Genomic DNA, 11,992 nt, shown 5'->3' on the forward strand with positions numbered 1-11,992 from the left:
CAACCGCAAGCGCCGCGGCAGCCAAGGCGGGCGGCCCACCGGCTTCGACAAGACGATCTACAAGCGCAGGAACGAAGTGGAGCGGACGATCAATGCCCTCAAAAACTTCCGGGCCGTGGCCACGAGGTTCGACAAGCGCGCCTACGTCTTCCACGGCACCGTTACCGTTGCCGCGATCCGACTGTGGCTCAAGACGTGATCGGGCGGCCGGGATTCAGAGCCACCGCTGTGCCGCCTCGACGCTGTCCCCGCCACTGGTGTTGAACGCAATGGCGGCCTGGGGCGCATGGCGGCGGATCAGGTTCACGATCTTTTCGAAGAGCGGAAGCAGCGGCTCGGTCTTGCGGATCCCGCCGCCGACGACCACGACGTCCCACGGCTGCTTGGTCAACGATGCGACGAGGGTGGACGCGGCCGACGCGTCGACCGCGATCAGCGTCATGGCCACGTCGATACCGTGCTCACCGAACCGGGCCAGCTCCGCATCGAGCGCCGCACGAAGAGCCTCTCCGTCGACGCCAGGTATCGCTTGCGGTTCGTAACCAACAACAAGTGCAGAAGACATGCGGCCAACCTACCGAGCCCTCTGGGGATGTTCGGGATCATTCGGCAGTCTCCGCCAAACACCACCGAACATCGCTGGCCACCGCCGAACCGCCCCCGCCCCACGACCGCAGCGGCCTGCTCACGGGGGCAGAGGCCGGAGAGTCCGCTGTCGCCCTGCGTGCGCGGGTCAGTGCACGGCGAGGCTGTCCAGGCTGCGGGTGTATTCCTGGCCGAGGAGGAACGAGGGCCCGAGCGACTCTGGGCGCAGGAGAAGGGAGGTGAACTGGTCGGCCTGCGCGAAGTCCGTCTTGAGCTCGGCAGGAGCGCAGCGAAGATCTGAGGGGAGTTTGGCGCCCAGCACGTCTTCGTCTGCGGCCCGGGTGGCGGCGCGCAGGAACGCCCTTGAAGCGAAGACCGTCAGGCCCAGCATGTCGCTGATGAGGCGCCGACAGGCTGAGTCCTTCAAGTGCGCGGCGAGCGCGTCGGCGATTCCCGCCCACCGGCCGAGGAACCACTCCTGCAGGTCGCGGTCGGAGGTGCTCGGGGCGTCCCGAGAAGCTGCAGGGTCGGTGTGGGACATGCGCCAGTTGTACCGGAGGGTTGCCCGGCACGGGACACGGCGCCGCCGCCAATCTCTGGTGGCAGCGGGGTTGGGTGGGCCGGAGCGACTGCGAGACCGTCGACGAGCACACCCTGCACTTGCTCTGGGCACAGCAGACGGCCGGCGTCTGGGCCGACCCCTTCGCGCCGCTACCGCCCTCACAGGCCCCTGGGACGCGGGCATCGACGGTTGGACCCTCGTACTGCAGCGCCTCCGCAGAACCGCTCCAGCCGCCTGAACCCACGAAGACGTATATGGCGTCAGCGGGGGTGTCTTGGTGTGGCTATCCCCACCGCCAAGGGGCGGCACACCGGATGGGCAATGACATCGGTGCCCGGCGATCGTGTGTCCCAGAAGACGACTTGAGTCAAAGGGGTAACAGTGAATCGTCCAATAGCGCACGCGCTCGCGCGCCGCACGTTACTGGCCAGCACAGCAGCGGCTGGCGCGGGAATGTTGTGGGGAGGCATGGGGAAGGCCGTCGCAGGTGGGTGGAGAGGTCCGGTGAAGCAGGCGGCGGTGGCCGCCGAGGCGGCGCGTCTGGACCGCGTGCTGATTCATCTGCGGCGGGACATCCATCGGCACCCAGAGGCCCCGGGGCAGGAACAGCGCACGGCCATGGTGGTGGCCCGGGAGCTGCGGGCGGCGGGGCTGGCTGTCACCACCGGAGTGGGCGGCCACGGGGTCGTCGGGGTCCTGCAAGGCTCGCGTCCAGGCCGGACCGTTGCCTACCGGGCGGACATGGACGCGGTTCCGCCCAAAGACATCGTCGGAGGAGGTCCCGCGCCGGCCCATCTCTGCGGACACGACATCCACACCACGGTGAGTGTCGGCGTCGCGCGGGTCCTGGCGCGGCTGCGGCAGCAATTGAGCGGAACGGTGGTCTTCCTTTTCCAGCCTGCCGAAGAGACGCTGTCCGGCGCCCGCGCACTGATCGACTCAGGTGTGCTGGAGTACGAGTACGTCGAGGAAATCCATGCGCTGCACTGCGGGCCGTTCCCAGTCGGCCAGTTCGCCGTGACTCCGGGCTATGGGATGCCGGGCCAGGACAAGGCGGAGGTGACCCTCTCCGGGCCGGACGCACTCGATGTCGCGCGGCGCCTGGCCGTCGACATCGGCGCGCTCGCAACCGTGGATCTACCACAGACACCAGCCGATCTGGAGCGGATCGTCGCTGACGCCCAGACACCCAACGGGCCGCTGGCCCGGTTCGTAGCCGTCCGGGCGGCAGCGCAGGAAGCCAAGGTGAGTGTGTCCTATCGCTGCTGGCCGCAGGAGCGATACGCGCAGGTGCGCGAAAGCATTCGCCGAGTGGCCATGCCATATGCAGGGGCCACGGTGAGCTTCCCCGCTGAGCCGTTCCCAGCCATGGTTTGTTCAGAACGCGACGCCCGCCTGCTCACCCACCACCTGCGCCGCACCGTCGGCCAGGACACGGTCACCGAACTCTGCGCCGCCTTCCCGCCCTTCAGCGGCGAGGACTTCGCCCTCTTCTTGAACCGGATCCCCGGTACGTACACCTTTCTCGGTGTCCGTGCACCTGGCACATCCATCGCAACGAGCTATCCGCACTACCCCGACTTCTCTCCTGATGAGCGCGCCATCGGTGTAGGCGTGCGGGCGATGGCGGGCTGGATCGCGGAGCGCACCCACAGCGCCCAGGGCCTGTCCGGCTAGCCCTAAGCTTGACGTTTATGCAGCGAGGGTGTTTGCGCTGACCTTCGCAGTCTGCGGTTTGCCCTGCTTCCCGACAGGCTGCATGGGTGCGCGGTGCCTGTTCTTTGAGCCAGTTGGTCGGCCGGGGCCAGCGGCCGTGGCTTTCGGTGCGCCGGCCAGCCGGGTGAAGAGTTGTCCCGTGCAGGCGGGGAAATCCGCGGCGGACCCGCGCGGGTGTGACACGCCCGGGGCGACCCCGGTCACCGAATCAGTGGCCACGACGGCGCCGCCGTCCTCGAACGGCTGTTGCGGGCGAGGGCGAACGCCTCAGCGACCATGCGGCGGACCGACTCACTGCGCGGGGCCTGCCAGGCGTCCTCCCACTCCAGGTGGTGGGCCTTCTCCTCGCGGCAGGAGTGGTACGCCCGGACAGCGCGCTTCCGGCCCTCCTCGGTGGGCCACAGGGCCACCGCACCGGCCAGCCGCTCGGCGAGGATACCCCGACGGGCGGTGCACGGTGCCGGGGCGGCGCCGCAGTCCAGGGCCGGTAACCGTTGAGTGGCCGCATACGTTCGTGCTCCCTGGTGTTGGTGAGGATCGAGCGGGCTCGCCTTCGACTTCCTCAGGGACACGGGCGAGCGCCCGAGGGCGTGAGCCGTCTCTGTCGTTGGAATCAGGGGGCGCTGATCCGGGCCGAGAGCGGAGTCGGGCTCACGTTCGACGGCCAGATCGCCCAGGGCGACGAGCCCGACCGGTTTCCCGTTGGCGGGCACCGGTACCGGCACCGGCAGCGGCCGCGGTGCCTGGGCCCGCGAGGCGCAGTGCCTCGTCGACCGCGTCCTCGGGGGGGGGACGGTGACTGGTTCACCGCTGCAGGCTTGCGTGTGGCACGCGTGGACCAGCAGATCCGGTGGTTCGCATGGTGCGGGTACCACGTGTGCGGGCTACTCACCCGGGCAAGCCGGAATTCGTTCGTCCGTGTCCCCGCCATCGGAGTACCGGTCACCTGCGGCGCGCCGGTGCCGTACCCGTTCCGTGACGTGATCGGCACCGGCCCGCGGGACGCACCGCAGCAGCGTGCCCTTCAGCTTCCGGTCGTACGGGTCCCGGCCGTACAGGCGGTCGTACAGGCGTGTACCCGCCGTACTTGACCGTAGGCGGTCTTGTCCCGGCCGCACCCCCACCCCAACAATGCGCATGACAACACCGAAAGACCTTCGCACACACAGTCATCAGAGGGGTCCCCCATGAACAAACCTCTCGTCGCCGCCGGCCTCACCGCGCTGCTCCTCGGCGCGACGGCGCTGCCAGCGACCGCCGTCAGCGACGAAGCGCCGGGAGCAGGTCAGCGGACGGCGATTCCGGCCGAGGCGAAGGTCAAGGCCAAAGCCGTGACCTTCGCCGGTACCGTGGCACTCAGCAACTGTTCCGGTTCCGTCGTCCGGGCGCCCTCGTCGCAACCCACCGATCCCGCGCTCGTGCTGTCCAACGGCCACTGCCTGGAGACCGGCTTCCCGGGCCCCGGGCAAGTCATCGTCGACCGCCCCTCGACCCGCAGCTTCACGCTCCTGAACGCGAGCGGCGGCAACGCGGGCACCGTACGCGCCAGCAAGATCGCGTACGGCACGATGACCGACACCGACGCCTCCCTGTACCGGCTCACCAGCACCTACAAGGACATAGAGACCCGCTACGGCATCAAGGCGCTGGATCTCGACGCCGCACACCCGCAGGCGGGCCGGGCCATCACGGTCGCGTCCGGCTACTGGAAGCGGATGTACAAGTGCAGCGTCGACGGCTTCGCGTACCAACTCAAAGAGGGCCGCTGGACCTGGAAGGATTCCCTCCGCTACACCTCGCCCTGCCAGGTCATCGGCGGCACCTCCGGCTCACCCGTCATCGACGACGCGACCGGCAAGGTCGTCGCCGTCAACAACACCATCAATGAGAGCGGCCAGCGCTGCACCGACAACAACCCCTGTGAGATCGACCAGAACGGCAACGTCACCGTCCGCCGCAGCATCGGATACGCCCAGCAGACCTACACCCTCGTCCCGTGCATCGGCGCCGGCAACAACATCGACCTGAACCGGCCGGGATGCACCCTACCGAAGCCGGTGGCCGCCGAGAAGCACCGCTCTCCCGCGGCGCGATAGGCAACCGTCCGGCACGCCCGGTGCCGCAGCACCAGCCTTCCCGGCACCGGGCACTGGTCCCGCTACCGCAGGTACGAGGTGTCCTGCACCCGGTGGAAGCCGCGTGCCGCTCGGCCGCAAGGACGGACAGCGACGGAATGATCACACGGCCGGTACCACGCGATGCCTCGATGTATAGAACCGGTGAAAAACGAGTCCGCCCGGTACTGGCAAGTGCGGCTATGAGAACTTGCGGAATACCCAAGGGGCGGAGGGCTACGTCGACAGGGCCGGGCAAGACGGAGCCCCCGTACGGATCAGTGAGTATTTTCAGCGTGGCCACCGATCGGGTGTCGGTGGTGCAGGGTGAGGGCAAGGCCCGCAACGGACAAGCCCCGGCGCCATTGAGCTGTTCGGCAGAGCGCTGAGGCTGTTCAGCCACTACGGCAGCGTGCTGGGCCAGCATCTATCCGGCCGACCACGGCGGCGGATCCTCGCGGGTCGCCGGTCTCCCCAGCGGCTTCTACTGCGGGCCTTCAGCGGGCGGCCAGTTCCGTAAAAGCCAGCAGGTCCGGTTCAGGTGCCGGGCGAAGGGTGTCGCCTACCAGCGGGTGCAGCAGCGTGACCGGCAACGAGTCCAGCCCGGCCCGGAGTTCCGGGTCAACTCGACACTCCCTCCCGTCGGCGGTTGTGGCCCGCAGTGGCGGGGAGAGCGTTGTCGATGAGGACGGCGGCGATCGCGGCGGCGGTGGGGAAGGCATCGGCGTCGAGGACCCGGGTGCGGGCAGCGGCGCCATCGATGAGCAGGGCGAGCTGCTCGCCGAGCTGTTCAGGGTCGGCGGCGCCGGCTTCGCGGGCGGTGTCGGCGAGCCGCGCGGCGACGGCCTTCTTGTAGTCGCGTGCGTACTGGGACGCGGGGTGCTGGGGGTCGTGGAGCTCCACGGCGGCAGCGATGTACGGGCACAGGGGTGTGTCTGGGGAGATGTCGAAGGCGGCGAGGAGCCGTTCGCGGGGTGTGAGGTCGGTGCGGTCGAACACGCCGGACAGCACGGAGGGGTCGAACCGGCGCAGGTACTCGGCGACGAGTTCGTCCTTGCCGGTGAAGTGCTGGTAGGCCGTGCGCTTGGACACCTCGGCCGCCGCGCAGAGCTCGTTCATGCCGGTGCGGTTGATGCCCTGCTCGCGGAACAACTGCTGGGACGCGCTGATGATGCGCTCGCGGGCGCCCCGGCCGCGGCGGCTGCCCGTGGGGCCCTTTTCCAACTCCGTCATGGGTCCACCGTACCGCAGCTAGGTAACGACCGGTGTACATAGCTTGCGCCCCGGCCACCCGCCACGTACGTTAAGCACACCAGGCGGTGTACTTAACTCCGTCGTCCCAGGCACACACGGCACCACCGACCCAAGGGAATGACTATGGGAAAGCTCGACGGCAAGGTCGCGGTCATCACCGGCGGCACCAGCGGCATGGCGCTGGTCGGCGCGAAGCTGTTCGTCGACGAGGGAGCGCACGTCTTCATCACCGGCCGCCGCCAGGACGCCCTGGACAAGGCCGTGAAGCAGATCGGTCGCAACGTCACCGGCGTCCAGGGCGACGCCGCCAACCTCGACGACCTGGACCGCCTGTACGACACCGTCAAGCGGGAGAAGGGAAGCCTCGACGTGCTGTGGGCCAGCGCCGGCGGCGGCGAGCCCGCCCCGCTCGGCGAGATCACCGAGGCCCAGTTCGACACGTGGTTCGGGCTCAACGCCCGCGGCACCCTGTTCACCGTCCAGAAGGCCCTCCCGCTCTTCAACGACGGCGGCTCCATCCTCATGACCGGCTCCAACGCCTCCCTCGGCGCCTTCCCCGGCTGGAGCGTCTACGCCGGCAGCAAGGCCGTCCAGCAGGCATGGGCCCGAATCTGGCTCAACGAGCTCAAGGACCGCCGCATCCGCGTCAACGTCCTGACCCCCGGCCAGGTCGCCACCGCCAAGCAAGCAGAGCTCTTCGACGAGGCCACCAAGCGCCAGTTCGAGTCCCTCATCCCCCGCGGCCAGATGGGCCGCCCCGACGAAATCGCCACCGCCGCCCTCTTCCTCGCCTCCGACGACTCCAGCTACGTCAACGGCATGGAACTCGTCGCCGACGGCGGCACCACCGCCATCTGAACCCAACAACACGCACCAGGACAGGACACCTCATGAGCAACATCAGCATCATCGGCACCGGGAACATGGCCCGCACCATCGGCGCGCGAGCGGTAGCGGGCGGCAACACCGTCGAGATCATGGGCCGCGATCAGTCCAAGGCCACCGACCTCGCCAAGACTCTCGGCGGCGCCGCCACGACGGGAGAATGGGGCACCGCCCCGGCCGGGGACATCGTCATCGTCGCCCTGCTGCACGACGGCGTCGTACCGGCCGTCGCCCAGTACGGTGACGCTCTCGCGGGCAAGGTCATCGTCGACATCAGCAACCCCTTCAACTCCACGTTCGACGGGCTGGCCCACCGCGAGCAGACCTCGATCGCGCAGGAAGTCGCCAAGACGGCACCCACAAGCGCCAGCGTGGTGAAGGCGTTCAACACCGTCTTCCGCCACGTCCTGGAAAAGGGCCGGCCCGACGTCTTCCTCGCCGGCGACAATGCGCAGGCCAAGGCAAGTGTGGAGGCGTTCATCGAGAGCCTCGGGCTGCGCCCGCTGGACGTCGGCGGCCTGACAATGGCGCACTGGCTGGAAGGAGCGGGCGTGGTCACGGTGGGCCTGGCCAACCACGGGGTGGGGAACCTGGACTTCGCCCTCAGCATCACCGAGCTTCCCGTCTGACCGGACGGTTGACGGAACACCGAAGGGGCTCGCCATGAAGCTTGGTTTCACACTTCCCATCATCGGGCCCGCTATCCGCAGCGCCGCTGGCCTGAGCGCGTTCTGCCGCGGAATCGAGGACCTTGGCTACGACACGCTGTGGGTCGGCGATCGCCTGGTCCAGCCGGTCGAGATGCACAGCACCTATCCGGGCAGAGAGCAGCCGTACCCGCCGCAGATGAAGCGATACCTCGACCCGGTGCTGCTGTGGACCGTCGCCGCGACGGCGACCAGCCGGGTGCGGCTGAACGCAAGCACGCTCAGCACCTTCTACTGGGAGCCACCGCACCTGGCCCGGATGCTGACCACACTCGACGTGCTCAGCAACGGACGTCTCGAAGTCGGCGTGGGACTCGGGTGGATGAAGGACGAGCACGACATCTCCCGCAGCGCGGACTGGCACCGGCGCGGCCGCATGCTCGATGACCTGCTGGCGTTCCTGCACGAGTGGTGGACGGCCAACCCGGTTTCCTGGGAAAGCGAGTTCTTCTCGCTGCCGCCGGTCCACGCCGACCTGCGACCGGTGCAAGCAGGCGGGCCGCCCATCTGGATCGGCGGCACCAGCGAGGCCGCGATGCGCCGGGTCGGCCGCAGCGCCACCGGCTGGCTCGGGATCGATTTCCTCCCGGACGAGGTCGCCGACCAACTGTGGTTGCTCGCGCGCCAGGCGGCGCAGGGGGCCGGCCGCGATCCCGACGCACTGAAGAAGGCCATCCGTATCAACCTCGAACCGGGCACGTCCGTTGGTTCGCTGGCCGACAAGCTCAAGCGCTTGGCCGAGTCCGGTGCGGACGAGGCGTTCGTGGACGCCTTCGCACTGTTCCCCGACCTTGAGCAGATGCTTGACTTCGCCGGCCAGGTGATCGCGCGTACCGGTCGGTTGTGACCACCCAGGAGCAGTATGCCAAGGGCTTCCTCGCCTGGTTACCCGTCGGGAACACGGAACGCTGCGCGGCTTAATGTCCCCGCCCCACTGGGCCAGGAGCGCGGCGCCCCGCGGCCTTGGCCCAGTGGCACTCAGACATTCAACGCGTTTCGCCATCGAGACTGTTCAATGGGGCGGGATCATTTGTACCCCCTGCGTGCTATGTCTGCCACGTAGCCGAGCCTCGTGTTGCCGGCGTCGTGGGACCAGGCCACGGCGCAGGTGATTGAGAGGCCCGGAATCTCGCTCAATACCGACGCCGGGATCTGCGCTGCAAGGTCCAGCAGGGCTGTGTTGCGGCTGGCGCGAGCACAGATGCCGAGCCTGTTGAGCCGTACGGTCAGGTGGCTTGCGGTCATGGCTTGTCCGGCGCGGCCGCCTGGGAAGAGCCACGGGCCTTGGCCGTTCTGTCCCAGGACAGCGAGAGCCTGTCGGCTACGGACGAGTTCGAGGAGCAATGATCCCAGCGGCTCGGGAATCTCTACTGGTCGGGATCCCAGATGGAGCTGAACGCCATCGGCTTCAGCCAGGATCTTGTCTGTGGTGAGCTGGGCGACGCGGGACACCGGCTGGCCGTAGAGCACGACGAGGCAGCCAGCCACCCTGCCCGGCAGGGCGAGGTCTGCGTCGTGGAGAAGGCGTTTGCTGATCTGCCAGCGCTCGTCCTCTTCCTTGAGTCGCTCGGTGCCGCGCGACGTACCCCGCGGGGGAACGTGCACCGCGGGCGTGTGGCCTTGTGCAGCGGGCCACATCAGGAAGCTCCTGGCCTGTGTGTGCTTCCGGCCGGACTGAGCCAGCCATTCGTCGATCTGAGCCTGATCGCAGGTCGTAACACTGCTTCCGCGTCGGCGCAGCCAGCGTTGCAGGGCAACCGCCGCGCAGACGTCGTGCCGCACGGTTTGGCACTCCCCGCGCGTGACAGGGCGGCGCCGGGCGCGGGACCGCAGACGCCTGAGGTGCACCCAGGTGGCGAAGCGGCTGATGAGCGCCCGTTCCTGCCGGTCCCCCACCTGTTGGAGAAATACGCTCAGCCAGCGCTCCAGCGAGGCTAGCTGCTCATCTCGGGCGGGCAGCACGTCGGTGGCCACCAGAGCGGCTCGCAAGTACGTCACGGCCTTCGATTCCGGCATCTCGTCCAAGGTGGCGTGTGTGACGGGGCCAGTGCCCTCGGCCAGGGTGTGCAGGATCTGCTTCGGCCGCTGGTGGGAGAGCCAGAGCAGCAGCGATGGCGCCTTGGAGTCGGCCAGCGCCGAGAAGAGGGGCTCGAGCTCCGGGCGCAGATCTCCACTGGGATTCGCCAGGGCAGCGTGCATCTGCCGCGGGGCTGCGCAGGCGGCGCAGAGTCCGAAGTGGTGCAGGCGTTCGTGTGTGCCGCATTGAACGCAGTGGCGTCGCGACGAGGGGTGCTTGCGGTAGCAGACCGTGCACAGTGGCCCTGCGTCGATTCGTCCGTAGACCCGCATGGTTCGTCCGCAGTCGACACACGGTTCCGGGCGGCGGGCACAGGATTCGCACAGCCCGTCGCCGTTGTCCAGGCGGACGAAGACGGCCCGGACGGCGCCGCACCGTGAGCATGGGGCATGTGCGCTGCGTGCCCCGCAGGCCGCACAGCGAGGAGCCTCGGACGTGGATAGTGGCATGGCTTCTGCTGTCCACAGACCGAGCAGGTCGTGACGGGTGGGCGCCAGCACGTTCCGCAGATGGCGTGGCCGTCGGCGTCTTTGACGGTCCAAGGCCTCAGGCGGCCGCAGAGGAAGCAGGTGCTCATGTTGGCGGGATCGCGGCGCATGCACGGGTAGCACAGGGGCTCGCCTTCGTGGGTGCGTGTGGCGACGTGCATGGTCCGGCCGCAGCGGCTGCAGGGCTCTTGGCGGCCGGCCTCGTAACAGCCGCGGCAGCAGCGACCGTCCTTGCTGCGCCACTTCAGGGGCTTTGCCAACCCGCAGACGGCGCACGGAGGACGGACAATCTGGGCAGCGCCTGCGTTGAGCAAGCCATCGATAAGCGAGATCACGGCCGGGGAGCCTTGGGCACCCTCACCGGTGAGCAGTCTGGGACGGTGGCGGAGTTGCGCGGCAGCCTTCCGTCGCTGGTGGGCGTGGGGCAGCGCTTCCTTGATGGCGGCTGTGGCAGTCGGTTCATCGAGTCCGGTGTCGAGCTGCTTCAGGACCCTGAGGATGACGGTTGTGCCGTCCTCGGCAGGTGGGTGCTTCTGGCATCTGGGGAGGCCATCCTGGTCGTGACAGAAGATCGGGAGGTTCTTTCCGCAGATCGCACAGGGCTTCCGGGGCTCGCCTCCCGTCGTCTTGCGTTTGCAGTGGGAACACAGCCGACGTTCCCCGTCCCGGTGCTCCAGTGACGTTGTCCGGCCGCACCCGGCGCATCGCGGTGACACCAGGCACCGTGTTCCGTGCGGAAGCAGTGCGCGGATGAGTAGTTTCACATGACGTGGGCCTTCGCCTCGGCCGCTCGTCAACAGGTCGGGGTCGGTGGCCAGGGCCTGAGCCAGCCGACGCAGTTGCATGCGAACCGGGGCCACTTGGGCGGCAGCCTGCTCGATGATCGCGACAGGGAGATCAGGCTCCGCTCCGGCGACGGCCTCGACGATGACCGCTATCGGCTTGAGAACGAATGCGGGGGTGCCGGCCGAGTCGGACGTCCCTTCGGATCACGGGTGACGCGGGCGCGTCGCGGGCGAAACTCCCCCACGCCGCGGTCCAGTTCCGCCCCGGCGTCAGAGGCGCCAGACTGCCCTGCGTACCGGTGCGGCGGCCTGCATAGGTTCGATGAGCTCGTCCATGCGGCACGAGAGGATGTCGATCAGTGCCATGAGCGTCTTCATGATCAGCCGCTCCGGTTTCTCCGTCACGAGCCGGTAGACCTGGCTGGCCGACAACTTCACGCCCCGCTCGATGAGCAGCGGTCGCAAGTCGGTCGTCGAGTACATGCCGCGCAGGGCCATGAGCTCGCACAGGTGCCAGTTGTAGTCCAGCTTCGATGTCATACCTTCTCCTGTCCGTCCGCCTGGAAGGCCCGGTCCAGCGCTTTGCGCATCATGGTGTTGGTGAAGTCCGTGCTGACACCCGTGTAGATCGCGGTCGTTGACGCAACGCGGTGACCGACCTGGTCCTGGACGAACTTCGGGTCGGCACCGTCTTCGATCAGGTGCGTGACGTAGGTGTGCCTTGTGTCCGCAGAGGCCGTGTGCGGATGAGCCTGTGTGCGATTGAGCAGGTGCGTCGTTTGGGACCCGTTCGCGCTGCATATCGTCGGGCGTGTTGCA

The 11,992-nt window shown here is 68.2% G+C and carries 13 protein-coding genes and 1 pseudogene; 7 read left to right on the forward strand and 7 right to left on the reverse strand.

Features of this window, described 5'->3' with window-relative positions:
- A pseudogene (locus IG78_RS0139875) lies at positions 1 to 199 on the forward strand (IS5/IS1182 family transposase); the annotation flags it as partial.
- Positions 200 to 214: 15 nt separating this feature from the next.
- On the opposite strand, the gene IG78_RS0139880 reads toward IG78_RS0139875, so the two are convergent.
- A complete protein-coding gene (locus IG78_RS0139880; protein WP_030574236.1) occupies positions 215 to 565 on the reverse strand; it encodes a hypothetical protein in 351 nt (116 codons plus the stop codon).
- A gap of 168 nt (positions 566 to 733) precedes the next feature.
- Positions 734 to 1,126 (reverse strand): hypothetical protein, encoded by a 393-nt coding sequence (locus IG78_RS0139885; RefSeq protein WP_030574240.1) that lies wholly within the window; start codon positions 1,124 to 1,126, stop codon positions 734 to 736.
- 414 nt (positions 1,127 to 1,540) lie between these two features.
- Here IG78_RS0139885 and IG78_RS0139890 point away from each other — a divergent pair, with 414 nt between their 5' ends.
- Entirely contained in the window at positions 1,541 to 2,824 is a 1,284-nt protein-coding gene (locus IG78_RS0139890; protein WP_030574243.1) for a M20 metallopeptidase family protein, read from the forward strand.
- A gap of 239 nt (positions 2,825 to 3,063) precedes the next feature.
- On the opposite strand, the gene IG78_RS0139895 is transcribed toward IG78_RS0139890, so the two are convergent.
- Positions 3,064 to 3,273, reverse strand: a complete 210-nt coding sequence (locus IG78_RS0139895; RefSeq protein WP_030574245.1) for a hypothetical protein — start codon at positions 3,271 to 3,273, stop codon at positions 3,064 to 3,066.
- Positions 3,274 to 4,050: 777 nt separating this feature from the next.
- Here IG78_RS0139895 and IG78_RS0139900 point away from each other — a divergent pair.
- Complete coding sequence (locus IG78_RS0139900; protein WP_051853518.1) at positions 4,051 to 4,959, forward strand: S1 family peptidase; 909 nt, start codon at positions 4,051 to 4,053, stop codon at positions 4,957 to 4,959.
- Between the two features lie 639 nt (positions 4,960 to 5,598).
- On the opposite strand, the gene IG78_RS0139905 is transcribed toward IG78_RS0139900, so the two are convergent.
- Complete coding sequence (locus IG78_RS0139905) at positions 5,599 to 6,210, reverse strand: TetR/AcrR family transcriptional regulator (RefSeq protein WP_030574250.1); 612 nt, start codon at positions 6,208 to 6,210, stop codon at positions 5,599 to 5,601.
- A gap of 144 nt (positions 6,211 to 6,354) precedes the next feature.
- On the opposite strand from IG78_RS0139905, the gene IG78_RS0139910 reads away from it, so the two are divergent.
- Genes IG78_RS0139910 through IG78_RS0139920 form a run of 3 tightly spaced genes read left to right on the forward strand, consistent with a single transcriptional unit; the run spans position 6,355 to position 8,670 of the window.
- Entirely contained in the window at positions 6,355 to 7,089 is a 735-nt protein-coding gene (locus IG78_RS0139910; protein WP_030574253.1) for an SDR family NAD(P)-dependent oxidoreductase, read from the forward strand.
- A 32-nt stretch (positions 7,090 to 7,121) separates the two neighbouring features.
- Positions 7,122 to 7,745, forward strand: a complete 624-nt coding sequence (locus IG78_RS0139915) for an NADPH-dependent F420 reductase (RefSeq protein ID WP_030574256.1) — start codon at positions 7,122 to 7,124, stop codon at positions 7,743 to 7,745.
- 34 nt (positions 7,746 to 7,779) lie between these two features.
- Positions 7,780 to 8,670, forward strand: coding sequence for a TIGR03619 family F420-dependent LLM class oxidoreductase (locus tag IG78_RS0139920; protein ID WP_030574259.1), 891 nt, complete (start codon positions 7,780 to 7,782; stop codon positions 8,668 to 8,670).
- Positions 8,671 to 8,849: 179 nt separating this feature from the next.
- Here the strand turns inward: IG78_RS0139920 and IG78_RS44650 are convergent, their stop codons facing one another.
- Entirely contained in the window at positions 8,850 to 10,022 is a 1,173-nt protein-coding gene (locus IG78_RS44650) for a hypothetical protein (RefSeq protein ID WP_030574261.1), read from the reverse strand.
- 713 nt (positions 10,023 to 10,735) lie between these two features.
- Here IG78_RS44650 and IG78_RS44655 point away from each other — a divergent pair.
- Entirely contained in the window at positions 10,736 to 11,068 is a 333-nt protein-coding gene (locus IG78_RS44655; RefSeq protein ID WP_030574263.1) for a hypothetical protein, read from the forward strand.
- Positions 11,069 to 11,443: 375 nt separating this feature from the next.
- Here IG78_RS44655 and IG78_RS44660 read toward each other — a convergent pair whose 3' ends face one another.
- A complete protein-coding gene (locus tag IG78_RS44660) occupies positions 11,444 to 11,713 on the reverse strand; it encodes a helix-turn-helix domain-containing protein (RefSeq protein ID WP_078965955.1) in 270 nt (89 codons plus the stop codon).
- Positions 11,710 to 11,992 (reverse strand): tyrosine-type recombinase/integrase (locus tag IG78_RS43465; RefSeq protein ID WP_037687614.1); only part of this gene is annotated, 283 nt, incomplete at its 5' end. The genes IG78_RS44660 and IG78_RS43465, both read right to left, overlap by 4 nt.

The sequence above is a fragment of the Streptomyces aureocirculatus genome (assembly GCF_000720475.1).
In the GTDB taxonomy this organism is placed as follows: Bacteria; Actinomycetota; Actinomycetes; order Streptomycetales; family Streptomycetaceae; genus Streptomyces; species Streptomyces aureocirculatus.